Consider the following 25,357-nt stretch of genomic DNA (forward strand, 5'->3'; position numbering starts at 1 on the left):
GAAGCCCGGAGAATCCAGGTGCTCCGGGCATTGTCCCGCTCATACACTCGCGCATGTGATCGAAGAGACCCTTTCGCCCCTTCCGGCACTCGTGCAGGAGGACGCCCAGGCTGTCCGCGAGGCCGCCGCCGCCGCCCGTGCCGGGCTCGTCGATCGCGAGATCGTCACCGAGGCCGTCGTCCTCTGCGCGGTGGCGGGCGAGCATCTGCTGGTGATCGGGCCTCCCGGCACAGCCAAGTCGGAGGCCGTACGCCGGGTCTCGCACCGGCTCGGCGGGCGGCTCTTCGAGTACATCCTCGGGCGCTTCACCGAGCCCAACGAGCTGTTCGGGCCGATCGACCTGCGCAGGCTGCGCGAGGGCGTCGTCGAGGTGGAGACCTCCGGAATGCTGCCGGAGGCCGATGTCGCCTTCCTGGACGAGGTGTTCCTCGGCTCCACCGCCATTCTCAACACGCTGCTGGGGCTGTTGAACGAACGGTCCTTCCGGCGTGGCAGCACCGCCGTCGACGTGCCGCTGCGGGTCTGTGTCGGCGCGGCCAACACCCTCCCCGACGACCCGGCCCTCGAAGCCTTCGCCGACCGGTTCCTGGCCCGTGTCTTCGTCGAGCCCGTCGCCGACGCCCGGCTCGAAGAGCTGCTGGAGTCCGGCTGGGGCGGCATCGGCAAATCCGCCGGAACGCCCGGGAACCTCCTGCCGGTGATCGACCGGCTCGCGGCCGCCGCGCGCGGCTGCGATCTGACGGCGATACGTCCCTCTCTCGCCACCGCCGTACGCAGGCTGCGCGCGGCCGGTGTGCCGCTCACTGACCGCCGTGCCGTACGCAGCCAGCGGCTGGTCGCCGCCGCGGCCGTGCTCGACGGCCGGGACGCCGCCACCGAGGCCGATCTGTGGGTGCTGCCGCTCGTCGCGCCCACCGCGGACACTCAGGCGCTGGCCCGCGACACCCTCGTCGACCTGCTCGGCACCTCGCGCAACCAGAGCCTGCTGCACGCCGCCGAGGAGCTCAGCCGTGGCCCGCTCGCCCGCGCCGAACGGCTCGCGCGCACCGGCGGCACCCTTCTCGCCGGGCTCGGCCTGCCGCCGCATCCGCGGGACGAGCGGCTGCGGCTGGAGGCGACGCTGCGCGAGATCGACGCGTCGTTCGCGGCCGACGGCCTGCCGGAGCGGCTGCGTGTGGTGCGGGAGTTGCTGGTCGCCGCGGTCGCCTCACCGTGAACGACGCCGCGTTCGCCCCTCGTTGGACCCCGCGTGAGCCGCCGCTCCCGGCCGTCGCCGCCGCCGCGCAGGGAGCCGCCGCCCGTGCTCTCGCCGATGCCGTGCGCGACGGTCTGGACGACGGCCGTACGTCCCGGCTGCGTGCCGCGCGCGCGGACGACGGCTGGCTGATCGTGCTGTCCGACGACCCGGCCGGAGCCGATCTGCCGTGGGCCGACGGCGTTCACTGGCTCGGCATGGACTCCGGCCTGCTGCTGCCCGCACATCTCGCCGTCCGTCCCGACGCCGCGCTCGTGGCGCACGCCGTCGCCCGCCGTGTGCCGGACACGCACACCCTCCTCGCCCTGCTTCCCGGGCATCTGCTGTCCGCGCCCGTGCCGCGGCGGCCCGTACGGAAGGAGCAACTGGCGTGACAGTCAAGGACCTTCCGACGCATCTCGCGCCCTGGGCCGCCGAACTCGAAGTCCTCGACCTCGGGTGTGCCACCGCGCTGGGCCCGTTCGTCCGCGGCCTCGACGCGCTGCTCGGCGGCGACGACCGAGACGGCCGCGGCCTGGGGGACTTCGACGGCTATGACGGCCTGAGCAGGGCCGGTGCGCCCGACCGTCTGCTGATGTCTCAGTGGCTGCTGGCGGAGGAGGCGCCCGAGGAGTTTCTGCGCCGGGCGGCCCAGCGCGAGCTGCTGCATCTCGCGCCCGCCCGGCGTGCGCCACAACGCCGCGGCCGGATCGCCGTACTGGCCGACACCGGCCCTTCGCAGCTCGGCGCCGCCCGCCTGGTGCAGCTCGCCGCGCTCGTCGTGGCCCACCGGCGGGCCGCCGCCCGCGGCACCGGGCTGCTGCTCGGTCTGCTCGGCACACCGCCCGGTCAGTGGCGCGACGGCGAACTGCCGGAGCTGCTGCAGTTCTGGCTCTCCGGACGCGGCGCCGAAGAGCCCGACCCCGTCGACATCGATGCCTGGACCGGGACGCTCGACGCCCCGGACGAGGCCTGGGTGCTGGCGAGCGAGCAGCTCGCCGCCCGGACCAGGACCCGCCACCGTGTGCTGGTCACCCGCGAGAGCGGCTGGTCGGACGAGGGCGCCGCCGAGGTCGCGGTGACCGCGGCCGGACGCACGGCTCGGCTGGCCCTGCCGGATCCGGAAGCGGCCGTACGGATCCTGCGTGGCCGCGGCTGGCGGCGCAGCGGGCCCTCCGCGCCCGTCACCGTCACGGGCCGGGGCGTACGCCATATCGCCTTTCCCGGTGTCGCCCGCCGGCTGGTGATGCGGTCGGAGTCTCCCGCCGAGCTGCTGTCCGTACGGGTGCCGAGCGCGCCCGGCCGGGAGAACGCGCCGCCCAAGAGGCATCAGTTCCCGGGGCCGGTGCTGGCCGTCGGCTACCACCACCGCAGGCTGATCGGTCTGTGCCTCATCGGAGACATGCTGTACGCGCATGTCATCGGCAAGCCGTGGCAGGTCGCCGCCGAGTACCGCATGCCGGCCGCGAGCATCGGCATCGAGCGGGCGGCCGATGTCGAAGGTCTCGCCGGCGAACCGATCGCGCCGCTCGTCGCCGACGAGGCAGGCATGCTGTGCCGCCTGCGCGGCCAGTGGTACCGGCTGCCCTGGCACGATCTGCCCGTCGACGCCCTTGAGATCGTCTCCGCGCTGCCCGGCGGACCGCTGCTGGAGCGGCGACCGGGCGGACTGACTCTGCCCCATCTGCCGGACGGCGAAAGGGACTTCACCGACGAGCACGCGGTGCTCGGACCCGGGAGTGCGCATGCGAGGTCGCGGGCCGGTCACGTATGGCGGTTCGCCGGTCCGACCGGACCGGCCACCTGCGTACAGCGCACGGACAAGGGCGAGGAGCCGCTCGGCGTCGTCGTCCTGGAGGGCCAGGCGCATCTGGTCACCCGCTCGGCGGCCGGTCAACTCCTGCGTGTCCGCGGTCCCGTACGCAACACGGTGCTCACCAAATGGTCCGGCACTCCGCATCCGCCGGCCCTGCATCCCGGCCTTCCGCTGCTCGCCGTCGTGCGCGACAACGGCACCGTGGACGTGGCCGACCTGGAGAGCGGCGACCGGCTGCTGACGCTGCGGAGCGAGCTGTGACGGCTGCTTTCCGGGGCCGTGTCGAGGCCCGTGCGCTGGTGCTCGCCGCCGCTCTGCTCGGCGAGGCGGAGGCGCGCGCCCGTGTGCTGGAGCTGTGGCGGCCCGGCACGACCGTACGGCTGCTCCCGGACGGCGACTGGCTGCTGCTCTTCGCCGAGCCGATGTCCCTGCGCGCCGAGCACGCGCCCGGCCTGCCGCTCGCCGCCGGGCCGACGGGCCGGATCGAGGTGCCGCGGGCAGGAGAGACGCGGACGTACGACACGGACGCGCTGCCCGAGATCGACCCGGCGCAGTGGCTGGACCTCGACGACTACGCCGTCCACGCGCTCAGTCCGCTGGAGCCGCCCGAGCCGGCGCCCGCCGTCGTGCTGCCGCCGCCCGCGCCCGCAGCCGCGCCCGATCTGCGCGCGACGGCCGGTGTCGGCGAGACCTCCGCGTCCGCGCAGCGGCTGCGGGCGGGCATGACGACTCCGGCCGACGACAGGCACGAGCCGGTCGACGGCCTGCTGGTGCAGCTCGCGCTGCGCTCTCCGCTTGCGGGCTGGCTGCGCGGCCGCCATGAGCGCTATCTCCAGCAGCTCACCCGGCAGTTCGAGGACCGCAGCTGGGACCGGGCGCTGCGGGACGCCGTCGCACTCGCCGGCTCTGGAGCCGGCGGCCGTACGACACTGCGGCTGCCCGGCCACCGGACGGGCCCGCTGCGGCCGGCCAACTCCGTCACCTCCGGCGGCGGCGTGATCCAGTACGGCTCCTCCTCGTACGGGCATCTGCAACGCCTCTACCGCGAGGCCGCGGAGAGTCTGGAGAAGGAGGGCCGGATCCAGGAGGCCGCCTTTGTGCTGGCCGATCTGCTCGGTCTGCCCGAGGACGCCGCGGCGCTGCTGGAACGGCACGGACGGATACGGGCGGCGGCCGAACTGGCCGACGGACGTGGGCTCGACCCGGCTCTCGTCGTACGGCTGTGGTGGCGGGCCGGGCAGCGGGAGCGGGCGCTGGAGGTGGCCCGGGCGCGCGGTGCCTTCGCCGCCGCGATCGACCGGCTCGGGCCGCTCGACCAGCGGGACGCGCTCCGGCTGCGGCTCGCGTGGTCGGCCGACCGGTATGCGGCGGGCGACCACCTGGGCGCGGTCGAGGCGGCCTGGCCGGAGCCGGAGCTGCGGCCGGGCGCGGTGTCGCTGGCCCGCCAGGGGCTGGACAGCGAGGCTCCGGGCCGTCCGGCCCTGCTCGCGTACGCCCTGGCCAGACGGCCGGACCCGGCGCACCTCGACGAGGCGCGCGCCCTGCTCGCCATCACGCACCCGGACGAGGCGGACTGGCGCGCCCAGCGCGTCTTCGCCCGGACGCTGTGCGTCACCGAGCCGGAAACGCCGGGCCTGAAACGTGAGTTGAGCAGCGCGGCCCTCCGTGCCGTACTGCGCGGAGCCCGGCACGAGACCGACAAGGCGGCGCGTGCGCAGCTGGTCAAGTCGCTGCGCAAGCACGCCGATCCGCTGCTCGGCGCCGACCTGGCCCAGCTGCCGCACCTCGGCGAGCGGCCGACGCTGCATCTGAGCGCCGAGAGCGAGCCGGGCCGCCTTCCGGTCGAGGACGCGGTCGCGCTCTCGCCGAACGCGCTGCTCACCGCCCACGGCGAGCTGGGCGTACGGCTGCTCGGGCGGGACGGCCGGGTCAGGGCCCGCTGGGACGTGCCCGCGCACCGGCTGGTCGTCGCGGACCACGGCGGCACGGCGCTGCTGGTCGCCGAGCACGCAGACGTACGGGACATCTGGCGGCTCGACCTGTCCACGCGGCGGGTCCGGCGCTGGACGGCCCTGCGGGTGCGCGAGCTGGCGTCCTCGTACGACGGAAGTCTGCTCACCGTGGTCGACGAGGACGGCATCGCCTTCGTCGAGACGCGCTCGGAGCAGCCACGGGCGCTGTGGCGCGAACTCGACCGCGACCACCGCGTGGAGCGGCTCGAGCGGACGGGCGACTCGCTGACCGCCGTGGTCCTCGCGCCGTCCGCGGTGCCGGGGCGTGCGACGACGCGTGAGGTGTGGCGGTGGGAGCTGCCGTCGGTCACGCTGCGGAGCCGGAGCCCGCTGCGGGATCCCCGGCTGCCCGCCGACACGGTCGACGTGCTGTACGACGGGGATGTGACGGCGGCGGTGGTGGCGGCGGAGAACAGCCGCACGGTCCGGCTCGACGAGCCGCCGGGCGGGCGCCGGTGGGCGAGCGTCACGTTCCCGGGCGGGGCCGGCTTGCGGCTGCGTGCGTTCGGGGAGCTGGTCACGCTGCATGACGCGAGCGGGAGGATCGTGGTGCTCGACGCGGAGCGGCGGGCTCTCGTGGCGAACCTGAGAACGCGGCTGGGCTAGGGCCCCGCCCCGAAGGGACGAAGCCCTCAGCTGTCTGCCTGGTTCAGACCGGCTAATTCAGGCCGGTGTCCAGCGCTCCCATCAGCGTGCCGGTCGGTGTGTCACCGGACATTTCCCAGATCATCGCGCCCAGCAGGCCCTTCGATCTGATCCACTCCGTCTTCTTGCCGATCGACCAGGTGTCGTCGAAGCTCCACCACTGGCCGCCCTCGCCCGTGTAGCCGTAGGTGGAGATGGACTGTTCGTCGTGGTGGACCGTCAGGTTCGGGACGGTGGTGATCAGGTTGTGGTAGCCCCTGGTGCCTGCCTCCTCCGGGAACTGGCCCGGTGCCGCGCCGTTGGCCGTCTGCCATTCGCCGTTGACGCCGCCGCTCGCGACCTCCTTCCAGCCGCGTCCGTAGAACGGGAAGCCGATGGTCAGCTTGCGCGGGCTGACTCCGGTGTCGAGGTAGGTCTTGATCGCCGTCTCGATGCTGAAGTCGAAGGCGTACGGGTCCTGTGCGTCCCGGTGGAGGTTGGAGCCGTGGCCCGTGCGCTTGGGCTCCCAGGAGTTGTCGCTGCCCGCGCCGTGGAAGTCGTAGCCCTGCACATTGGCGAAGTCGAGATAGCCGAAGATCTTCGACAGGTCCCAGCCCGCCTGGATCTTCGCCGGGTCGGCCGGGGTGAACGCGGTGAGCAGCCGGTGCTCGCCGCCGAGCGCGTCCAGTTGCTTGCGGAACTCGGCGAGCAGCGCGGTCAGATTGTCCTTGTCGGCCGCGCCCCAGTGATTGCCCGGGTGGCCTTCCGCGCCCGGCCACTCCCAGTCGATGTCGATGCCGTCGAAGACTCCGGCGCCGGTGCCGGGGCCGCCCGCACCGTTGTAGACGGGCAGATTGCCAGTGATCCACACATCGACGCAGGACTTGACGAACTTCTCGCGCGAGGCCTGGGTCGCCGCCGCGTCGGAGAAGAACTTGGAGAAGGTCCAGCCGCCGAGCGAGACCACCACCTTCAGATGCGGATGCTTGGCCTTGAGCTTCTTCAACTGGTTGAGGTTGCCGCGGAGTTTGGCGAATCCGTCGTCGGCGACACCGTCCACCGACTGGGACGCCGGGAAGGCCCGCCCGTAGTCCGCGTCCGCGTCACCGGCGCCGGTGCCTTCGTCCGGGTCCTGCGGATTTCCGGAGACGCCCTTGGTGACGCCGGCCTGGCAGGTCAGATTGACCGGGTCGACGTTCTCGAAGGCGTAGTTGATGACATCGAGCTTGGCCGCGGCTCCTGAGGTGTCGAGGTTCTTCACGAAGTACTGGCGTCCGTAGATGCCCCACTGCGTGAAGTAGCCGACCTTGAGATGGTTTCCGGGACCCGCCACGTCGTCGGTGGTCACGGTCAGCGCGTTGGAGGCGGCCGACGCGTTGTCCGCGGTGTCGCGCGCCTTGACCGTGAAGGTGTAGGCGGTGGCGGGCGAGAGGCCGTCGACGGTGGCGGTCGTGGCGGGGGCCGGCACGGTCTTCGCGAGCGCGGTGCCCCGGTAGACGTCGTACGCCGCGACCCCTGCATTGTCCGTGGACGCGTTCCAGGCCAGGCTCACGCTGGCGGCCGTCTTGCCGGTGGAGCGCAGATTGCCGGGCGCGCTCGGCGGCGTCGGGTCGGTCGCCGGGTCCACGGTCTTCACGGTCACCGGCGCGCTCGCGGGACCGGTGTTCCCGCGGGTGTCCTTGGCGCGGACGGTGAAGGTGTAGCTGGTCGCCGGGGTGAGTCCGGTGACGGTCGCGCTGGTGGTGGTGGAACTCGCGACCGTGCTGCCGCCGCTGACCACCTCGTACGAGGCCACCGGATGGTCGCCGGCGGCTGCCGCCGGCCAACTCAGCGCGACGGTACGGGCGGTGACCGAGGTGGCCGCCGGGGTGCCCGGAGCGGTGGGCGGCTTGTCCGGGGTGCCGTCGCACTTGTCGCCGTTGACCGTGCAGCCGGTGGGCGGGCTCATGGGCCCGCTTGCGACGAACCAGTAGCTGTACGGCTCGGTGCTGGAGTTCGCCGCGACGGTGGCGTTGTAGTACGCGTTCTTGACCGTCACATGGCGGCCGTTGACGGTCGCCTCGCCGTTGTAGTGCTGGCTGATGGTGACGCCGGCGGGGAGGTCGAACTCGAGCTGCCAGCCGGTGACCGGGGCCGTTCCGCTGTTGCGGACGATGTAGGTGCCTTTCCACCAGGAGCCGTTGTCCTGGACGGAGAAGGCGGCGGTGAGCGTGCCGGCCGCGTGCGCCGGGGCCGCGAGGCCGGTGAGCAGGGCCAGCGGCAGCAGCAGTACGGCGAGCAGAACGGCGGCTGTGCGTCTGGTTCGACTGGTTCGTCCGAATCGTCTGGTCCGCCTGGATCGACTGGTGAACATGGCTCTCCCTGAGTGGGGTGGGGGGCCGTGCTTAACCCTTGAAGCTAGCTGGTCTGGACCAATACGGAAGGCCTTGGAGGGGCGGCTTCCCGTCGCTGTCGGCATTCCGCCGTGGTCGCCGCGAGTGAATAGAGGTCTGGACCATTCGCCGCAGTCCGCCTACCGTCGTGTCGGTGTCCCGACGGCAGCGCGGGGAGGGCGGAACGATGGGCAGGGGCCCGCACCTGGCAGCGGACGACCCGCCCGGAGGCCGCGAACGCCGGCTCGCCGCGCTGGGAGTCGCCGCCGACGACGAACTGCTCTACCGCGCTCTGCTCGCCCGGCCCGGCGCCACCGTCGCCGAACTCGCCGCCGCCACCGGCTGGGACACGGCCCGCGTCCGCCGCCGCACCCGCTCGCTGGAGAAACGGGGCATGCTCACGCGCGTCCCGAGCCGCCCCGTGCGCTTCACACCGGCCCCTCCGGACGTGGCGATCGAGGTGCTTGCGCTCCAGCGCCAGGAGGAGATCGAACGCGCGCGGCTCGTGGCGGCCTCGCTCACCGAGGAGTTCCACTCGGGCCGGCACGCCGAAGGCGGCCCGCCGGTCCAGGTGCTCAGCGGACGCGAGGCGATAGCCCAGCGCTTCTTCCAGACCCAGCAGTCCACCCGGCACGAGGTGCTGATCCTCGACCGCCCGCCGTATGTCGCGGAGCCGATCGACAAGCAGATCGCGGTCCAGTGCCGGCTGCTGGAGCGCGGCGTGCGCTACCGCACGATCTACGACCACCGCTCGCTGGAGTCGCCCGAACAGCTCGCGGTCTGCCGCGAGTTGGCCCACCGCGGAGAGGAGAGCCGGGTCCTGGCCGAGATCCCGCTCAAACTGGTCATCGCCGACCGCCGGGTCGCCCTGGTGCCGTTCGTGCTGCCGACCGAGCGGGAGGTGATGGTGCTTCAGGCCTCCGCGCTGCTGGACGCGCTGGTGGTCTTCTTCGAGATGCTCTGGGGGCGCGCCGTACCGCTGTGGGCGACGGGTGAGCGCTCGCCGGCCGACGAACGCGAGTTCTCCTACGACGACGAACAACTCCTGGCCCTGTCCGCGTCGGGCCTCACGGACCAGGCCATCGCCCGCCGCCTCGGCGTCGCGCAGCGCACCGTGGAGCGCCGGATGCGCCGGATCATGAACCTCCTCGGCGCACGCACCCGCTTCCAGGCGGGCCTGCAGGCCGCGAACCGGGGTGTGCTGGGAGAGGTCAGGCCGCCGGGCGCGTAGTCCACGCCGTCCCGGCCGTCAAACGGAGGCGTCGTCCGCCGGCAGGCAGTGGACCGCGACGCGCTGCACCAGGTTGTTCCCGAAGCCGCCGCGGTTCCACGGCTGGTCGACGGGCTGCGCGTCCCCGCTCGCATCGGTGGCGCGTGCGCTCAGCACATGGCTGCCGGGCTCGGCCGTCCAGGTCGCCCGCCAGCGCCGCCACGCCCAGTCGTGACCGTCCGGCGGGTCCAGGCCGGCCTCGTGCCAGGAGTCCCCTTCGTCCCAGCTCACGTCGACCCTGGTGACCGGCGCGCGGCCCGACCAGGCCCGGCCCTCCAGGTGCACCGGACCTGGGCGTACGACACGGGTGCGGGACATGAAGTCCGGGAAGCCGGGCGGGATCATCAGGGCCCGTGGCGCGATCCTGGTGACCGGCACGCCGGGGTCGTCGGCCGACTGCTTGTAGCGGTAGGCGACCTTCTGCTGGAAGCCCTCGAACGGGGTGTCGACGAGCGTGATCCCGCGCAGCCACTTCACATGCGCCATGCCGTACCAGCCGGGCACCACAAGACGCAGCGGACAGCCGTGCTGCGGCGGCAGCGGCCCGCCGTTCATCCCGTACGCCACCAGCACCTCTGGATCGCCGCTGGTGGCGTCCGCCACCGGCAGGCTGCGCTGGTAGTCCTGCTCGACCCCGCGCTCCACACCGTGGTCGGCGCCGGTGAAGACGGCCTCGACGGCGTCCGGCTGCACACCGCACTCGGCGAGCAGGATGCGGAGCGGCACTCCGGTCCACTCGGCGGTGCCGACGGCCTCGACCAGCCACGGCTGGCTGACGGGCCGCGGCTTGAGCCGGGCCCGGCCGTTGCCCGCGCATTCCATGGTCACCCGGTGCGTGACGGCCGGGAAGGACCGCAGGGCGGCCAGGTCCAGCGTCAGCGGCGTACGGACCCGGCCGTCCACGGAGAGCGTCCAGGCGCCGGTGTCTCCCGCCGCGGCGGGAATGTCGTAGTGGACGAGGACATAGTGCAGTCCGGCCGGTGTGAGGTCGTAGCTCAGCGCTTCCAGCGGCATTCCGTGGTTACGGGCGGCGAGCGCGAGTTCCTCCGGGCTGATGCCTTCCGCGGGCCCGGCGATCCGCCCCGGTGCGCTGATGCCGGCGATATCGCCGCTGCGACGACCGTCCATGAACCCATGGTGCGCCTCCGGGCGGGTCCTCGGCACTCTCATATGGGGAAATTGCGGGCCATCGCGAGCGGCGAGACGCTGGAGGTATCGAAAGCGCGGCCGTTGCCCCGGCAAGGAGATGTCATGGACAAAACCCCTTTGGAGGCGATGCGGACCACACTGCGCGGTCCGGTGATCGCTCCGCAGGACCCGGAGTACTCCGAGGCCCGTCAGATCTACAACGCGATGATCGACCGGCGTCCGGCCGCCTTCGTACGGTGCTCGGACGCGGCGGACGTGATGAACGCGGTCGACTTCGTCCGCGACCACGGTCTCGAACTCGCGGTACTCGGCGGCGGGCACAGCGGCCCAGGGCTCGGCCTGGTGGACGACGGTGTCACCGTCGACCTGTCGCCGATGCGCTGGGTGCGCGTCGACCCGGCCACCAAGACCGCGCAGGTCGGCGGCGGCAGCACGCTCGGCGACCTCGACCATGCCACGCACGCCTTCGGCCTGGCCGTGCCCGCCGGCATCATGTCGACGACCGGCGTCGGCGGCCTCACGCTCGGCGGCGGGCACGGCTATCTGACCCGTAAGTACGGCCTGACGATCGACAGCCTCCTCTCCGCGGACGTCGTGCTCGCCGACGGCAGCTTCGTCACCGCGAACGAGAAGGAGCACCAGGATCTGTTCTGGGCGCTGCGCGGCGGCGGCGGGAACTTCGGCGTCGTCACCTCCTTCACCTACCAGCTCCACCCCGTGCACACCGTGGGTGTGGCCGTCACCGTGTGGACGCTCGACCACATCCGCGAAGTACTGGAGTGGTACCGGGAGTTCCAGCCCCACGCGTCCGAGGACCTGTACGGCTTCTTCGCCGTACTCACCGTGCCGCCGGGACCGCCGTTCCCCGAAGAGATCCACGGCCAGAAGATGTGCGGCGTGGTGTGGTGCTGGACCGGCGACCTGGACCGCATCGACGAGGCGTTCGCCCCGGTGTCCCGCCCGGCCCCGCCCGCATTCCACTTCGCGGCGCCCATGCCGTATCCCGCGTTGCAGACCATGTTCGACGGGCTGATCCCCAAGGGCCTCCAGTGGTACTGGCGCGGTGACTTCTTCGACCGGATCACGGACGAGGCGATCGGCGTGCACGCCAAGTACGCGGAGGGCGTGCCGAGCGACCTGTCGACCATGCACCTGTATCCGGTCGACGGGGCCGCGCACCGCGTGGGACCGATGGACACGGCATGGGCCTACCGCGACGCGGTCTGGTCCGGCGTCGTCGGCGGCATCGACCCCGACCCGGCCAACGCCGCGACGATCACCCAGTGGGCCAAGGACTATCTGGACGAGCTGCACCCGACCTCCATGGGAGGCTCGTACATCAACTTCCTCGGCGCGGATGAAGGCCAGGATCGGGTGGAGGCGACCTACCGCGGGCACTACGGCCGGCTCGCGGGCGTCAAGCGGTCGTACGACCCTTACAACCTCTTCCACGCGAACCAGAACATCGAGCCGGCGCGGGCTCCGATGTAGGCCGGTTCCGCTGGAGAACGTGGATCAGCGGGGGCCTGCCAGCGCCTCTCCCACGCCGGTCCGCGCGTACAGCACCACCCGTCCCGTACGGTGCGCGCTCACCAGACCCGCCGCGCGCAGCGCCGTCAGATGCTGCGAAACCCCGCCCGGCGTCAGCCCGATGCGGCGGGCCAGGTCCGTGGTGGAGGCGGGCGCGGCGAGTTCGGCGAGCAGCGTTGCGCGGGTGCGGCCGAGCACTCCGGCCAGCGCGTCGGAGCACGGCTCGGCGCGCGGCTCCCACAAGGTGCCGACGCCGCGCGGCGGATAGCGCAGCGTCGGCTTCGGCTCGTCGCTGCCGAGCGTGGAGAAGATCCGCGGCCAGACGAAGGCGGAGGGGCTGAGCAGCAGGCCTCTGCCGTCCAGCCGCCGCATTCCGCGGACGCAGCGGGAGACCATCTGCAACGAGCCGGAGTCCCAGGTCAGCTGCGGATCGAGATCGTCGAACAGCCGCCGGGCGCCGCCCTCGGCGAAGCGCTTGGCCCGGTGCATGATGTCGCCGTCGAGGAGGGTGAGGATCCGCGGCCAGTGCGGCGCGAGCGCCACCTCCCAGTACGCCTCGATCACCTCCGCCAGCCGGCCGAGCCCGCGTTCCGGATCCTCGCGCAGCGCGGCGACCGCGGCCTGCGCGCCGGTTGTTGTGGTCCGCAGCCGTTCGTGCGGCGTGGCCCGCAGCGTCGCGAGCTCCACCTCCAGAGACGGCTGCGGGGTGGTGGGCGGCGGCACCAGGAAGCCGGGGATGCCGGTCGTCGGCACGGTGATCAGCGACGACAGCGGCGTGAGGTCCAGCTTCGCCGCGGCGAGCAGCGGTCGCACCTGCTCGGCCCAGCGGCGGTGCAGGCCCTGTTCGTCCGCGCCTTTGAGCACCCGCACGCTGGCCACGACTTCCCAGAGCGGTGAGACGGCGAAGCGGGTACGGGCCACGTCCTCGGCCGAGAACTCGATCTGCACCATCATTCAGCCGAGGCTAAATCATTGGTGGCGGATCCGGCCGCTCGGCACCGTACGGGTCATGCCCACAAAGAGCCCCTGGCAAATCGCCGACTTCCGCATCCTGTTCACGGCCACCGCGCTCAGCCAACTGGGCATCAACATCGGCTATGTCGCCGTCCCGCTGATCGCGGTGACCGCGCTCGACGCGAGCCCCGGCCAGGTCGGGCTGCTGGCCGCGCTGAGCACCGCCGCGTTCCTGCTGATCGGACTGCCGGCCGGCGCCTGGGTGGACCGGATGCGGCACCGCCGGGTGCTGATCGCCGCGGATCTGACGCGGGCTGCGCTGTTCACCTCGGTGCCCGTGGCCTGGTCGCTCGACGCTCTCACGCTCGGGCAGCTGTACGCGGTGGTGCTGCTGAACGGCTGCGCCACGGTCTTCTTCGACATCGGCTCGCAGAGCTTTCTGCCCCAACTGGTCGGCCGCGACGGGCTGGTGCAGGCGAACGCGGCGGTGGTCAGCCTCCAGGCGGCGGGCAGTGTGGCGGGGCGGGGCGCGGGCGGCGGGCTCGTCCAGCTGCTCACCGCGCCGGTGGCCGTGGTGGCCATGGCGGTCCTCCATCTCGCCTCGGCAGTGCGGCTCATCGGCATCCGCCGTGCGCCGGTCACCGAGGAGCGGCGGCAACAGGGCGGGCTGCGGGCCCAGATCGCCGAGGGCCTGCGCCATGTCCTCGGCAACAGGGAACTGCGCGCGCTGGCGCTCACCGCCTCGCTGAACAATCTCGGCGCCCAGATCATCAACACGCTGCTCCCGGTCCTGTTCACCCGCGAACTCGGCCTGTCCGCAGGCGTACTGGGCCTGTACTGGGCGGCCGGCGGCGTCGGCATCTTCCTCGGCGCCCGCTGCGCCCGCCCGATCGCCCACCGCCTCGGCCACGGCCGCGCCCTCGGCATCGCCGGCCTCTGCCTCGCACCGGCGGCCCTGCTCATCCCGCTGATCGACCGTGGCCCGTGGCTCTGGCTGGCCGGCGCTGGCTGGGTGCTCGCCACCTTCAAGATGGGCATGGACAACGTCCTCGGTGTGAGCCTGCGCCAGCGGCTGACACCCGACCCGCTCCTCGGCCGGATGAACGCCACTTTCCGCTTCATGCTCACCGGCGCGCTCGCGGTCGGCTCCGCGGCGGCAGGCGTGATCGGCGAGTTCGCCGGAGTGCACACGGCGCTGTGGGTGGGAGGCTGCTGCCTGGCGACGGCGTTCCTGCCGGTGCTGCTCTCGCCGGTGCGCAACCGGCGCGAGCTGCCTCTTCAGGCCCCGGGTTCCGCTGCCGCCGGTCCGGTTCCGAAGGCCCGGCACCAGCCCGGTTTCGCCCGCGACGCCGAGTGAAACCGCAGTGAAGCCGCGATGAAGCTGCCCACTCGCAAGCTCTGCGTCATGACGAGCGCTTCGATCTCAGCGCATCAGCGCCGGGATTCCGAACCGCGCGGCGGTGGCCCCGCCCACGTTTTTCGCGTCGGTGGCGGTGACCGCGTACACGACCGTGCGGGAAAGGTCGCGGGTGGCGGCAATCGCGGTGTTGTAGCCGGGGCGCGAGCCCGTCTTGCCCCACACCTCGATGCCGTCGGCCTGCAGACGTTCAAGACCGGCGCTCCTGGTGGCGCCCGGCACGCCCGCAGGCAGCGTGAACATCTCCTCCAGCTGCGGCCCCGGCACGATCCGGCCGCGGAACAGCGCGGTCATCAGCCGTTCCATGTCGCCGACGGTCGAGATCATGTCGCCGGCCGCCCAGCGGTCCGCGACCGTCCACACCGTGACATCCACCAGCTTGCCGTCGATGGCCTGGTAGCCGCGGTTGTGCGGGCCGCGGATGCCGAGCTCGGTGCCGGGGAAATAGCTGTGCCGCATGCCCGCCGGGCGGAAGACGAGCCGGGCGGCCTCGCTCTCGAAGCTCCGGCCGGTCACCTTCTCCACGAGCATCGCGAGGATCGTGTAGTTGATGTTCAGATAGTGCTGCCGCTCACCGGGCCGGAACTCCGGCCCTTTCGCGACCGCCGTTGCCACGTCGTCCTCGGGCGTGAGGGTGTCGAACCGGTGCGCGTACTGCTCCTCAAAGGTCTCTCCCCAGCCGTTCCCGTTCTGGATGCCGCTGGTGTGGTTGAGCAACTGCCGTACGGTGACGGGCTCGAACTCCGCCGTCAGCAGCCCCGGCAAATAGCGCTGCACGGGTGCGTCGAGGCCGACCTTGCCGTCGGCGGCGAGTCTCAGCACCACGGAGGCCGTCACCACCTTCGTCACGGACCCGGCGCGGACCCGCCCGTCGGCGAGCACCGGCCGCTGCGTCCGCACATCCCGCACTCCGGCGCTCCCCTCCCAGCGTCCGTCATGGCCCCCGGCGTGGAGGACGGCGGAGGTGGCGAAGTCGTCCGGCAGCCCGGCGAGAGCGGCCCGTAGCTCGTCGGCCTGCGGATGCGTGCGGGCCGGCGTGCGGGCCTGTGTCGCGGCCTGCGCGGGCGAATCGGCTTGCGCGGGGACGGCCAGGGCCCCGGCGGTCAGCCCGAAGACACTGAGGGCGGATACGGCGACGAGAGCGGTGCGGGTCTTGGGACCGATGCGCATGGACAACTGCCTCTCCTGGAACGGGTGTTGGGAACGGGACCCATCCTGGTGATCAACCGTCCGCGCCGGATCGTCGCCGAGGAGGGCGGACACCCGGGCAGCGATGCCAGGGCAACCCTCAGACGGGAGCCGGGAAGTGGTGGGGCCTTTCCCTAGGGGCCGGAGAGGGAGGGGTCAGTACGCCCGTGTGTCGAACCTCGCCGCGACGGCCTGCTCCAGCGTGAGCCCGCTCGCGTCGTCGTCCGGCTCGAGGAACGAATGGATCACGGCCAGCGCGACCGTGCCCATGAGGGAGCGCTTGTTGTCGTGATCGACGACGCCGGCGGCCGGGTCGCCGATGGCCCGCAGCGTCATGCCGTCGGTGGCCGTGGACAGCGCGTTGGCCAGGTCGTCGAGGGTGAGGCCCTTGCGCAGCCGCAGGCCCCGCTCCCGTATGACGGCGGAGTACAGCTTCTTCCACGAGCCCAGATAGTCCTCGTACACGGTGGAAATGATCCGTGTGACCTCGTCGTCCCCCTCGGCCGCCGTCATGAGGGCGAGACCGAGCCGTACGGAGGGCAGTTCGACACCTTCGGCGGTGTGCCGGTACGCGATGTCGTGCACGGCGCCCACGAAGTCCGGCCCGTGCACCAGGCGTTTGATGTTGGCGGCCCGCTGCTCGCGGTATTCGGGCCGGTAGTTCTCCCGCCACACCGCGAAGGTGATCAGGTCGGTGACGAAGTCCGAGTGCGGGCTCCAGCGGTCCCGCAGCATCGACACCCCGTTGCCGTGCCGCGCGAAGGGCCGCGGGTTCCCGGCGAACTCCTCGGCGACCCTGCGCTGCGACAGTGACCCGAGGAGCAGCCGCTCGCTGCTGACGCGCTGCTGTGCGCCGGGACCGAGATGCCGTACGAGCAGCCGCATGCCCGCGGCCAGCAAGGCTGCGGTGACCTTGTCGTTCGCGAGCCGGTCGCGGCCCCAGCGAGTACGGCGGTTGAGATTGCGGAGGACCCCGGACAGATCCTGGTTGTACGGGAACGGCAGATCCCGCTTCCCCCGGGGCCCGCGCGGCTCATCGATGTCGTCCATGCGCGCATACTTCCGCGGCTCTCGCGCGGCCAACAGGGGCGCAGCTGCGCGGAGTTCGGGGGAGCGCGGGCCGGCCGACTCCGCGCGGCTGCGGGGAGGCGGTGGCGCGGGTGACCCGGCTAAACCAGAGATCTGCCGACTTCAGAAGGGTGATCGATGATGCTCACCATCACGATGGGTATGGCCGCGTGGGTGCTGGCCGCTGTCGCCGCCAGCGGCGCGCTGGTCCGGCTGCTCCTCGGAGTGCTGACCGCACACGCGGCGCGCAAGGCGCTGAGGCCTTCGCCGGCGCGGGAGGCGGCGCAGCGGCTTGCGGTGCTGCGGGCGCTGCTCAACGGGCTGAAACCGCCAGGGCGTTGAAGGGGCGGCTCATTTCCGTCCCGGCTCACTCTCGTGCCGACGCGCAGAGCTCGCCGTCGACGGCCGCGAGGACCTCTACGCCCGCGAGGCGTCCACCGGCAAGCTGCCTGATCGCGGTCGGCGACGGTGGTGGGGCCTCAACGGCTTCAGCTAGGCACCGGTCGGCTTCTGCTCATCCCGAGCGACCGAAGCGCAACTGAGACCGAGTCTCCTCGCGTCGGCGGCCGATCAATCCTCCGGCAGGTGGTAGTACACCGTCGCCGAGAGCCAGTTACCGTGCTCGGTGACTTCCGAGTGCACCACGATGTCCTGGATCTCCGCCGGGCCCAGGTCCTCGATACTGTCGGCGACCCGGCGCAGCAGTGCGGGCGCGCTGTCGCATCCCGGTCCGGCCGGATTGGCCTGGGAGAAGTGATACGCGGTCCATTGCTCGGTCTCGGTCTCGGTCTGGGTCTGGGTCTGCACGCAGTTGATCGTAGTGGCAGGCGGTGACCGCCTCGTTGCGAATACTGGTGGCACTGGGTTCAGGACGATACGGGTTGATCGGGGAGTGAGCGTGGGCCGTCGCGGAGTGCTCGGCGTGGTGGGTACGGCGACCGACGGAGTCGAGACACTGCGTACGGGCCTCGTGGAACCTGCCCTCGCTCTCGGCTGGCGGGTCGCCGTGACGCTGACCCCGACTGCCGGCCAATGGCTGCACGCGAACGGTGAGTTCGAGCGCCTTGAGGCTGTGACCGGCCTGCCGGTACGGGACACTCCTCGCCTGCCGAGCGAGCCCCGCCCGCATCCCGTAGCTGACTGTTACGTCGTCGCCCCCGCCAGCGCGAATTACGTGGCCAAGCTCGCGACCGGCATCGCCGACAACCAAGCCCTCACGCAGGTCAGCGAGGCCATCGGCACCATCGGCGTCCCGGTGGTGCTCTTCCCTCGGATCAACGCCGCGCACGCCCGGCACCCTGCGTGGGAGCGGCACATCGAGTCCCTGCGCAAGGCGGGCGTGGAGCTCATCTACGGGCCCGAGGTCTGGCCGTTGCACGAACCCCGAGAAGGCCCACCAGTCCGAGAGCTCCCGTGGGCCGCGGTCATGGACTCCATCCAGCGAACGACAACGCACCTGGCCCGACAGCCGCGTTAGAGCTGGCCCGGCTGGAGGGTCGCGGCGGAAACTGTGCGGCACGTAAGTCGACGCCGACGGCTGGGTGAGCGACCTGGAAGTCGACTGGGACACCGCCGGTGAGATCGGCAAGGGCATCGCCACGGGCGTCGGAATCGCCGTGGTGGCGGTGCTCGGAATCGCCGGTGCCGCCGTCGGCGCCACCCTGTAGGACCGTCGGCACCACACCGTAAGATCGCCACAATCCAAGGCACACCGGGTGGCGGCGAGCCGCCGCCACCCGGCAGTCCTGGTGTAGGAGTACGCACATGGGGTACTGGGGTTCCCTCATCCTCGTCAACCACCCGCAGCCGCCGAGCGGGACGCCTGCCTTCGCTGGCGGACAGCGCGTGGTGCTTCTCCAGAAGCGCGCCGGTGACTGGCGGATGTGGTCGCTGGAGGGGCAGGGCTCCCTCGACGACGAGGATCTCGCCGGGCTGGTAGAGACCACCGGCGGGCCGGTCCTCGTCGGGTTCGTGATGGACAGTAACTGCATCGTGCTGGAGGGCCGGACCAAGGACCGGGCCACCTGGCGCACCTGTCTCGACCGGACGGCCATGTCCGCCTACATGGCGGAGAGCGGCCAGTCCGTTGACGAATGGTTCCTGGGCCCGGAGGAGGCTGCGGAGAACGCTGTGGAGTGGGCCCGGGCGGCTGGCCTGACCCCCTTGCCAGAGGCGCTCGCCGAGGTCCTGTCGAAGCGGTCCGACCCGTTCGTCGAGGACCTGTTCCAGGAATTCCTGGACGGCCTGGGCATCGCACGCTGAACCGCACAAGGGCCCTGAGGCTCCGGCTCGGCTTCGTTCACGGTCGGCAGCGGGGCGACAGGGCACGGCACTGACCCTTCAGTTGGGAGGCTTAGCAGTAGTCGTAGATCGCGTGGCAGCCGATGCGGTGGATCCTCGTGGGAGCGGTGAGTTCTGGCGGCACCGGGATACGTCCTTGCGTCACCGCTCGGTGGGCCGCTGAGTCCGAACACCGACTATCACGTGTGGAAGCGGCTGCTTCGGGACGCTGGTGTACGGGATGGGCGACTGCATGACGCTCGCCACACCGCCGCAACAGTGCTCCTGCTCCTCGGCGTCCCGGACGTCGTGATCGACTCGATCATGGGCTGGGAGCCCGGGGGAGCGGCACGGATGCGCGCTCGGTACATGCACATCACTGGGCCCATGCTCCGGAAGGTCGCCCAGCAGGTCGGCGACATGCTCTGGGAGCCGCCGCAGGCCAGCTGAGACGGAAACCGAGACGGACAACGCCGAAGGGCCCCACCGCGAACGGTGGGGCCCTTCAACGTATTGCCCGGTGAGAGCAATGGCGGAGGATACGAGATTCGAACTCGTGAGGGGTTGCCCCCAACACGCTTTCCAAGCGTGCGCCCTAGGCCACTAGGCGAATCCTCCGCCGCAAACAATACAAGACGTTGAGGAGTGCTAGCGAACTCGTTCCCGACCCCCGCCATCAGGTACTCTGTGCGGAGCCCCTCACGTGGCGCTATCTGACTGAACTCCCCCAGGGCCGGAAGGCAGCAAGGGTAGGTTGGCTCTGGCGGGTACGTGGGGGGCGTTTGCTTTGTGGTGACCGCGGCCCCGGCGCCGGCGGTTTTGGCGGTGTGGTGACGGCGGCCCCGGTTGTCAGTGGGCCCCGATAACCTCGTAGGCGTGTCGTCCCTTGCGCTGTACCGCCGCTATCGTCCCGAGTCCTTCGCCGAGGTCATTGGGCAGGAGCATGTCACCGACCCGTTGCAGCAGGCCCTGCGGAACAACCGGGTCAATCACGCGTACCTGTTCAGCGGGCCGCGCGGCTGTGGGAAGACGACCAGTGCGCGCATCCTCGCCCGTTGTCTGAACTGTGCGCAGGGGCCGACGCCGACGCCCTGCGGTGAGTGTCAGTCCTGCAAGGACCTGGCGCGCAACGGGCCGGGGTCGATCGATGTCATCGAGATCGACGCCGCCTCCCACGGTGGTGTGGACGACGCCCGTGACCTGCGGGAGAAGGCGTTCTTCGGGCCGGCCAGCAGCCGGTACAAGATCTACATCATCGACGAGGCCCACATGGTCACCCCGCAGGGCTTCAACGCTCTGCTGAAGGTGGTCGAGGAGCCGCCGGAGCATCTGAAGTTCATCTTTGCGACCACCGAGCCGGAGAAGGTCATCGGCACCATCCGGTCGCGTACGCACCACTATCCCTTCCGGCTGGTGCCCCCGGGGACGCTGCGTGACTACCTTGGCGAGGTGTGCGGCAAGGAGAACATCCCGGTCGCGGACGGTGTGCTGCCGCTCGTCGTGCGTTCCGGCGGCGGGTCCGTGCGGGACTCGATGTCCGTCATGGACCAGTTGCTCGCCGGTGCGGCCGAGGACGGTGTGACGTATGCCATGGCCACCGGTCTCCTCGGTTATACGGACGGGTCGCTGCTCGACTCCGTCGTGGACGCCTTCGCGGCGGGCGACGGGGCCGCGGCCTTCGAGGTTGTGGACCGGGTCATCGAGGGCGGCAACGACCCGCGGCGCTTTGTCGCCGATCTCCTGGAGCGGCTGCGGGATCTGGTGATCCTGGCCGCGGTGCCGGACGCCGGTGAGAAGGGGCTCATCGATGCCCCGGCCGATGTGGTCGATCGGATGCGGGCGCAGGCCCAGGTCTTCGGTGCGGCCGAGCTGAGCCGGGCTGCGGACCTGGTCAATACGGGGCTCACGGAGATGCGTGGGGCGACTTCGCCGCGGCTGCAGCTGGAGCTGATCTGCGCGCGCGTGCTGCTGCCCGCCGCCTTCGACGACGAGCGCTCGGTGCAGGCCAGGCTGGACCGGCTGGAGCGGGGCGCGACGGTTTCGGTCAGTGGTCCCGGACCCGCGATGGGATACGTGCCGGGGCCCGAGGCCGCGGCGCACATGCCGGAGCACATGCCCGGCCGGGCCCCTCAGTCCGGTCAGTCCGGTCAGGCCGTACCGCCGGTGCAGCAGGGCGGCGGTCCGGCCGCGGCCCGCGCGGCTGCTGCTGCCCAGGGGCCCGTACCGGAAGCTCCCGCGCCGGCCCCCGCTGCCCAGGCCCCCGCGCCGCAAGCCCCTGCCCCCCAGCCCACCGAGCAGCCGCCCGCCGGATCCCGCCCCGGCGCCTGGCCGAGCGCGGCCGCACCCGAGAGCGGTCGGCGTCCCGGCGGCTGGCCCACCGCCGCGGCACCCGCGAGCGGTCCTCAGCCCGCTGCCCCGGCCGCGCCCGCCCCCACCGCCCCCACCGCTCCCGCCCCCGCCCCTTCGGCCCCCGCCCCCGGCATGGCCCAAGGCGCCGCGCAGGTACGGAACATGTGGCCGGACATCCTGGAGGCCGTGAAGAACCGCCGCCGCTTCACCTGGATCCTGCTCAGTCAGAATGCCCAGGTCGCGGGCTTCGACGGCACCACGCTCCAGCTCGGCTTCATCAACGCCGGCGCGCGGGACAACTTCGCGAGCAGCGGCAGCGAGGAGGTGCTGAGGCAGGCGCTCTCCGAGCAGTTCAACATGCAGTGGAAGGTCGAGGCGATCATCGATCCCTCGGGCGGCACGGGCGGCCCGGGCGGCGGCCCCGGCAGCGGTCCGGGCAACGGCCCGGGCGGAGGCGGCTCGCCCCAGCCCCCCTCCGGCGGCTTCGGCGGCAGGCCGCCCCAGGCCGCCGCACCCCAGGCTCCGACGCGACAGGCCCCGGCCGCCGCACCACAGGCCCCCGCGCCCACAAGCGCACCTTGGCCCCCGGCCGCGCCCGAAGCATCCGCGCGCGAGTCCGCCCGCCCCGCCCCGGTCCACGCCCCGCCCCCGGTCGCACCGGAGGACGACGTACCGGAGGAGGACGATCCCGACCTCGTCGACTCCGCGCTCTCGGGCCACGACCTGATCGTGCGCGAGCTCGGCGCGACGGTCGTGGAGGAATATACGAACGAGTAGCGGGCCCCGCCTCGGACACCCGTACAGGACGCCCGTGAAGAACGGCACGCCACGGCGGTTAGGCTGGCTGCCGTGAAGGTCCTTGTCATCGGCGGCGGCGCCCGCGAACACGCCCTGTGCCGTTCCCTCTCCCTCGACCCCGACGTCACCGCAGTGCACTGCGCGCCCGGAAACGCCGGCATCGGCGAGATCGCCGAGCTGCACCCGGTCGACGCGATGGACGGCGCTGCCGTCGCCCGGCTCGCCACCGAGCTGGCGGCCGGCCTGGTCGTCGTCGGCCCGGAGGCCCCGCTCGTCGCCGGGGTCGCCGACGCCGTACGGGCCGCCGGCATCCCCTGCTTCGGCCCGTCCCGGGAGGCCGCCGAGCTGGAGGGCTCCAAGGCGTTCGCCAAGGACGTGATGGCCTCGGCCCAAGTGCCCACGGCCCGCAGCTATGTGTGCACGACCGCCGAGGAGATCGACGAGGCCCTCGACGCCTTCGGCGCTCCGTACGTCGTGAAGGACGACGGCCTCGCCGCCGGCAAGGGCGTCGTCGTGACGAGCGACCTCAAGAAGGCCCGCGAGCACGCGCTCGCCTGCGGCCGGGTGGTCATCGAGGAGTTCCTCGACGGCCCCGAGGTCTCGCTCTTCGCCATCACCGACGGCGAGACCGTGCTTCCGCTGACTCCTGCCCAGGACTTCAAGCGCGCCCTCGACGGCGACGAAGGCCCCAACACCGGCGGCATGGGCGCGTACTCACCGCTCCCGTGGGCCGATGCCAAGCTGGTCGACGAGGTCATGGCGACCGTCCTGCAGCCGACCGTCGACGAGCTTCGCCGCCGCGGTACGCCGTTCTCCGGCCTGCTGTACGCGGGCCTCGCGATCACCAGCCGCGGCGTACGGGTCATCGAGTTCAACGCCCGCTTCGGCGACCCGGAGACCCAGGTCGTACTGGCCCGGCTGCGCACCCCGATCGCGAGCGTGCTGCTCAACGCCGCCAACGGCACCCTCGACGTCGAGCCGCCACTGCGCTGGCGCGACGAGGCCGCCGTCACCGTCGTCGTCGCCTCGCACAACTACCCGGACACCCCGCGTACCGGCGATCCGATCGACGGCCTGGACGAGGTCGCGGCGAAGGATGCGCCCCATGCGTATGTCCTGCACGCCGGGACCAAGCAGGACGGCGACGCGGTCGTGAGCGCGGGCGGCCGGGTGCTCTCGGTCACCGCGACCGGCAAGGATCTCCGTCAGGCGCGGGAACGCGCCTACAGCGCGGTGGCCCGCATCAGCCTCGACGGTTCACAGCACCGCACGGACATCGCGCTCAAGGCGGCCGGGGAGTAGTCGGCAGGGGAGTAAGCGGCCGGGGAGTAGTCGGCCGGTGAGCAAGCGGTACGGGCCAAACGGGCCGTTCGCGACCTGAGCGGCGCCCGAAGTGAACCCGTAATCGCTTTCTTCCGTCATCACCTTTGCCCAGAGCCATTCCATCGGGTGACGGCTGAGCCATCCGGATGACGCCCGCCGACGCCCCAACTAGGGTGCGGCGCAAGCGTTCCGGCACTTGGCCCACCAGCCATTGCGATGTCACTGGCGGGTGCCACAGTGGGGGAGTGACCTACACCGTCGCAGGGCAGAGGGGGTGAGAACCGACCGTGTCCGGTACCGGTATCGGTGAGTCGATCGGCGCTCAGGCGGCGCGCTCGCGCGCGCTGGCCGTGCTCCGGGTCCGCAGCCGGGCACTGGCCGTGGCGCTGCTGCCCGCGGCGGTCGCTGTCGTGCTGCTCGCCGGCGGTGTCACCGGCCGTATCAGCGGCGGTAGTTGGGACACCGCTCGGTGGATCGCGACCGTCTGCGCGGTGGTCGTGCTGCTGCTCGCCGCGGCGGTCGCGGCCGTGATCGCACGGGCCTCGCCCGCTCTCAGCCCCACCGTCGAGCTCTCCGAGCGCGCGGCGCCCGACCTGTACCGGCTGGTCAGAGATCTCGCCGAACGCCTCGAAGTGCCCGCGCCCTCCGCGCTGGCGCTCACCCCGGACTGCGACAGCTGGCTCGAGGACCGTACGCACCCGGCCCATGCGATACGAGGCGGCCGCAGACGGCGTACGACCGAGGCGCCCGTGCTGGTCATCGGGTCGCCGTTCCTGTGGTGGATGCGGGTCGCCGAGCTGCGGGCGCTGCTCGCGCCGGTCGTGTCCGGCACCGCTTCGTCCGCACACCCGGACATAGCCGCGGCCCGCCGTTTCGTACGGGGCCTGGACGCCGCGGTCGCGGACGCCGACAGCCCCGGGCAGGGTGCGATACGCAGGGCCGCGCTCGGCTTCGTCGGCCGGATCGCCCGGCTGCTGCTGCGCAGCTGCCGGGCGCATGCCGCCGAGATGGAACGCGGCGTCGCATCCGCCGCATCGGAGCGTGCACAGGCTGTGGACTACGGCCTGCGGATCGTCGCCCAGGAGCAGGTCGGGCTCGCGTACGCGGGCTGGGACCGGCTGCTGACCCGGGTCGCGCTGCCCGCCTGGCGCATGGGCCGCTGGCCGTCCCGGCTCGACGCGGGCGTCGTCTCCGCGCTGACCGAGCTCTCCCGCCGCGACCGCCTCGCCGAGGGCTTCACCTCCAGGCTCGGCGAGCGCCCCGCCTGTGACCTGCTCGAAGAGCCCGGCGCGGTCGACGAGGCCGCGTCGCTGCTGGCCGCGCGTCTCTTCCACGGCGGCCCCGCCGAGCGGACCCCGGACTGGCTGCCGGTCGACTGGCAGCAGTATCCGGAAGAGGTCGTCGACCGTAAGTGGCGCACCGAAGCGGCCCGGCTCCACCGGGTCCTCGACGATCTCGGCGTACCGCCGTCCGCGGGGCCCGACGGCCCGACGCTGGCGCGTGTGATCGGCCATCTCGCCGGCCGTGGCACCGCCACCGGCGACCGTCTGGCGGCCGGGATCAGCGCGGAGGTGGCCCGCGAGGACGCGGCGGCCCCGCCCGTCGTCAAGAGCCCGGGCGACGCGCTGAACGGCTGGGGCGCGGACCCGCTCCCGCTCTTCCCGCTCCAGCCGCCGCGCACCGGCCGCGAGCTGCTCGCCGACCATGTGACCGCGATGGTCTGCTGCGCCGCGGTGGACACCGCCGGTGCGGCCCCGGGTCTCGACTGGCTCGACGGTCCGGCCCTGCTGATCAAGGGCGACCGCTGCGTGGATCTGGCGACCCGCGTCCTCACCCTCACGGAGGACGGCGACCCGGCCCCGCTCCAGACATGGCTGACAACGATCGGTGTGCGCCCGGAGAAGCCGGTCCGTCTCGTCTAGCCAAAGCCCGGCTCCGCTCGAGTCTCGCTCGAATCTCGTCCGGCTCATCCC

The 25,357-nt window shown here is 72.1% G+C and carries 20 protein-coding genes, 1 tRNA gene, 1 other RNA gene and 1 pseudogene; 16 read left to right on the top strand and 7 right to left on the bottom strand.

What is annotated here, in order from left to right; genetic code table 11:
* Positions 1–55: 55 nt before the first annotated feature.
* From ACH4YL_RS06770 to ACH4YL_RS06785, 4 genes are read left to right on the top strand one after another with little or no spacing between them, the layout of a single operon-like run.
* Positions 56–1,216 carry an AAA family ATPase gene (locus ACH4YL_RS06770; protein ID WP_398505451.1) on the top strand — a complete coding sequence of 387 codons (1,161 nt, stop codon included), beginning with the start codon at positions 56–58 and terminating at the stop codon, positions 1,214–1,216.
* Positions 1,213–1,629, top strand: coding sequence for a hypothetical protein (locus ACH4YL_RS06775; RefSeq protein ID WP_398505452.1), 417 nt, complete (start codon positions 1,213–1,215; stop codon positions 1,627–1,629). Before ACH4YL_RS06770 ends, ACH4YL_RS06775 begins: the two co-directional genes overlap by 4 nt.
* Complete coding sequence (locus tag ACH4YL_RS06780; RefSeq protein ID WP_398505454.1) at positions 1,626–3,311, top strand: hypothetical protein; 1,686 nt, start codon at positions 1,626–1,628, stop codon at positions 3,309–3,311. The genes ACH4YL_RS06775 and ACH4YL_RS06780 overlap by 4 nt, the downstream gene beginning before the upstream one ends.
* Positions 3,308–5,668 (top strand): bpX6 domain-containing protein, encoded by a 2,361-nt coding sequence (locus ACH4YL_RS06785; protein ID WP_398505455.1) that lies wholly within the window; start codon positions 3,308–3,310, stop codon positions 5,666–5,668. Before ACH4YL_RS06780 ends, ACH4YL_RS06785 begins: the two co-directional genes overlap by 4 nt.
* Before the next feature lie 52 nt (positions 5,669–5,720).
* Here the strand turns inward: ACH4YL_RS06785 and ACH4YL_RS06790 are convergent, their stop codons facing one another.
* Positions 5,721–8,039 carry a glycosyl hydrolase family 18 protein gene (locus ACH4YL_RS06790; RefSeq protein ID WP_398505457.1) on the bottom strand — a complete coding sequence of 773 codons (2,319 nt, stop codon included), beginning with the start codon at positions 8,037–8,039 and terminating at the stop codon, positions 5,721–5,723.
* Between the two features lie 173 nt (positions 8,040–8,212).
* Between ACH4YL_RS06790 and ACH4YL_RS06795 the strand changes: the two genes are divergently transcribed.
* On the top strand, positions 8,213–9,289 hold the full coding sequence (locus tag ACH4YL_RS06795) for a helix-turn-helix domain-containing protein (RefSeq protein WP_398505458.1): 1,077 nt from the start codon (positions 8,213–8,215) through the stop codon (positions 9,287–9,289).
* An 18-nt stretch (positions 9,290–9,307) separates the two neighbouring features.
* Here ACH4YL_RS06795 and ACH4YL_RS06800 read toward each other — a convergent pair whose 3' ends face one another.
* Positions 9,308–10,456, bottom strand: a complete 1,149-nt coding sequence (locus tag ACH4YL_RS06800; RefSeq protein WP_398505459.1) for a sulfite oxidase — start codon at positions 10,454–10,456, stop codon at positions 9,308–9,310.
* A gap of 123 nt (positions 10,457–10,579) precedes the next feature.
* On the opposite strand from ACH4YL_RS06800, the gene ACH4YL_RS06805 reads away from it, so the two are divergent.
* On the top strand, positions 10,580–11,968 hold the full coding sequence (locus ACH4YL_RS06805) for an FAD-binding oxidoreductase (protein WP_398505461.1): 1,389 nt from the start codon (positions 10,580–10,582) through the stop codon (positions 11,966–11,968).
* Positions 11,969–11,992: 24 nt separating this feature from the next.
* Here ACH4YL_RS06805 and ACH4YL_RS06810 read toward each other — a convergent pair whose 3' ends face one another.
* Positions 11,993–12,958: an ArsR/SmtB family transcription factor gene (locus ACH4YL_RS06810; protein WP_398505633.1), complete on the bottom strand. Its 966-nt coding sequence runs from the start codon at positions 12,956–12,958 to the stop codon at positions 11,993–11,995.
* Between the two features lie 58 nt (positions 12,959–13,016).
* On the opposite strand from ACH4YL_RS06810, the gene ACH4YL_RS06815 reads away from it, so the two are divergent.
* Positions 13,017–14,318: an MFS transporter gene (locus tag ACH4YL_RS06815; RefSeq protein WP_398505463.1), complete on the top strand. Its 1,302-nt coding sequence runs from the start codon at positions 13,017–13,019 to the stop codon at positions 14,316–14,318.
* 66 nt (positions 14,319–14,384) lie between these two features.
* Here the strand turns inward: ACH4YL_RS06815 and ACH4YL_RS06820 are convergent, their stop codons facing one another.
* Positions 14,385–15,548: a serine hydrolase domain-containing protein gene (locus ACH4YL_RS06820; protein WP_398505635.1), complete on the bottom strand. Its 1,164-nt coding sequence runs from the start codon at positions 15,546–15,548 to the stop codon at positions 14,385–14,387.
* Positions 15,549–15,722: 174 nt separating this feature from the next.
* Entirely contained in the window at positions 15,723–16,616 is an 894-nt protein-coding gene (locus ACH4YL_RS06825; protein ID WP_398505465.1) for a hypothetical protein, read from the bottom strand.
* Between the two features lie 156 nt (positions 16,617–16,772).
* Between ACH4YL_RS06825 and ACH4YL_RS06830 the strand changes: the two genes are divergently transcribed.
* Entirely contained in the window at positions 16,773–16,976 is a 204-nt protein-coding gene (locus tag ACH4YL_RS06830; protein ID WP_398505467.1) for a hypothetical protein, read from the top strand.
* 228 nt (positions 16,977–17,204) lie between these two features.
* Here the strand turns inward: ACH4YL_RS06830 and ACH4YL_RS06835 are convergent, their stop codons facing one another.
* Entirely contained in the window at positions 17,205–17,441 is a 237-nt protein-coding gene (locus ACH4YL_RS06835) for a hypothetical protein (protein WP_398505469.1), read from the bottom strand.
* Between the two features lie 91 nt (positions 17,442–17,532).
* Here ACH4YL_RS06835 and ACH4YL_RS06840 point away from each other — a divergent pair, with 91 nt between their 5' ends.
* The 4 genes and pseudogenes from ACH4YL_RS06840 to ACH4YL_RS06855 all read left to right on the top strand — a co-directional run.
* Positions 17,533–18,111 carry a flavoprotein gene (locus tag ACH4YL_RS06840; protein WP_398505471.1) on the top strand — a complete coding sequence of 193 codons (579 nt, stop codon included), beginning with the start codon at positions 17,533–17,535 and terminating at the stop codon, positions 18,109–18,111.
* A 64-nt stretch (positions 18,112–18,175) separates the two neighbouring features.
* A complete protein-coding gene (locus ACH4YL_RS06845) occupies positions 18,176–18,301 on the top strand; it encodes a hypothetical protein (RefSeq protein WP_398505473.1) in 126 nt (41 codons plus the stop codon).
* A gap of 97 nt (positions 18,302–18,398) precedes the next feature.
* Positions 18,399–18,896, top strand: coding sequence for a hypothetical protein (locus tag ACH4YL_RS06850; protein WP_398505475.1), 498 nt, complete (start codon positions 18,399–18,401; stop codon positions 18,894–18,896).
* Between the two features lie 168 nt (positions 18,897–19,064).
* Positions 19,065–19,364 (top strand): annotated as a pseudogene (locus ACH4YL_RS06855) (tyrosine-type recombinase/integrase); the annotation flags it as partial.
* A gap of 80 nt (positions 19,365–19,444) precedes the next feature.
* Here the strand turns inward: ACH4YL_RS06855 and ACH4YL_RS06860 are convergent.
* Positions 19,445–19,532, bottom strand: a tRNA-Ser gene (locus ACH4YL_RS06860).
* A gap of 73 nt (positions 19,533–19,605) precedes the next feature.
* Here ACH4YL_RS06860 and ffs point away from each other — a divergent pair.
* The 4 genes from ffs to ACH4YL_RS06880 all read left to right on the top strand — a co-directional run bounded on the left by ffs (position 19,606) and on the right by ACH4YL_RS06880 (position 25,306).
* Positions 19,606–19,700: signal recognition particle sRNA small type (ffs, locus tag ACH4YL_RS06865), an RNA gene on the top strand.
* Positions 19,701–19,790: 90 nt separating this feature from the next.
* A complete protein-coding gene (locus ACH4YL_RS06870) occupies positions 19,791–22,040 on the top strand; it encodes a DNA polymerase III subunit gamma and tau (RefSeq protein ID WP_398505476.1) in 2,250 nt (749 codons plus the stop codon).
* Between the two features lie 72 nt (positions 22,041–22,112).
* Complete coding sequence (gene purD, locus ACH4YL_RS06875) at positions 22,113–23,363, top strand: phosphoribosylamine--glycine ligase (RefSeq protein ID WP_398505478.1); 1,251 nt, start codon at positions 22,113–22,115, stop codon at positions 23,361–23,363.
* A gap of 308 nt (positions 23,364–23,671) precedes the next feature.
* Positions 23,672–25,306, top strand: a complete 1,635-nt coding sequence (locus tag ACH4YL_RS06880; RefSeq protein WP_398505479.1) for a hypothetical protein — start codon at positions 23,672–23,674, stop codon at positions 25,304–25,306.
* Positions 25,307–25,357: the final 51 nt, after the last annotated feature.

The sequence above is a fragment of the Streptomyces sp. NPDC020681 genome (assembly GCF_044334895.1).
Taxonomy (GTDB): Bacteria; Actinomycetota; Actinomycetes; order Streptomycetales; family Streptomycetaceae; genus Streptomyces.

Excerpts from the sequence above, each read along its gene's own strand:
- ACH4YL_RS06825 (WP_398505465.1), bottom strand. The coding sequence starts at position 16,616 with ATGGACGACATCGATGAGCCGCGCGGGCCCCGGGGGAAGCGGGATCTG.
- ACH4YL_RS06805 (WP_398505461.1), top strand. The coding sequence starts at position 10,580 with ATGGACAAAACCCCTTTGGAGGCGATGCGGACCACACTGCGCGGTCCG.
- ACH4YL_RS06850 (WP_398505475.1), top strand. The coding sequence starts at position 18,399 with ATGGGGTACTGGGGTTCCCTCATCCTCGTCAACCACCCGCAGCCGCCG.
- ACH4YL_RS06810 (WP_398505633.1), bottom strand. The coding sequence starts at position 12,958 with ATGGTGCAGATCGAGTTCTCGGCCGAGGACGTGGCCCGTACCCGCTTC.
- ACH4YL_RS06830 (WP_398505467.1), top strand. The coding sequence starts at position 16,773 with ATGATGCTCACCATCACGATGGGTATGGCCGCGTGGGTGCTGGCCGCT.
- ACH4YL_RS06790 (WP_398505457.1), bottom strand. The coding sequence starts at position 8,039 with ATGTTCACCAGTCGATCCAGGCGGACCAGACGATTCGGACGAACCAGT.
- ACH4YL_RS06820 (WP_398505635.1), bottom strand. The coding sequence starts at position 15,548 with ATGCGCATCGGTCCCAAGACCCGCACCGCTCTCGTCGCCGTATCCGCC.
- ACH4YL_RS06815 (WP_398505463.1), top strand. The coding sequence starts at position 13,017 with ATGCCCACAAAGAGCCCCTGGCAAATCGCCGACTTCCGCATCCTGTTC.
- ACH4YL_RS06800 (WP_398505459.1), bottom strand. The coding sequence starts at position 10,456 with ATGGACGGTCGTCGCAGCGGCGATATCGCCGGCATCAGCGCACCGGGG.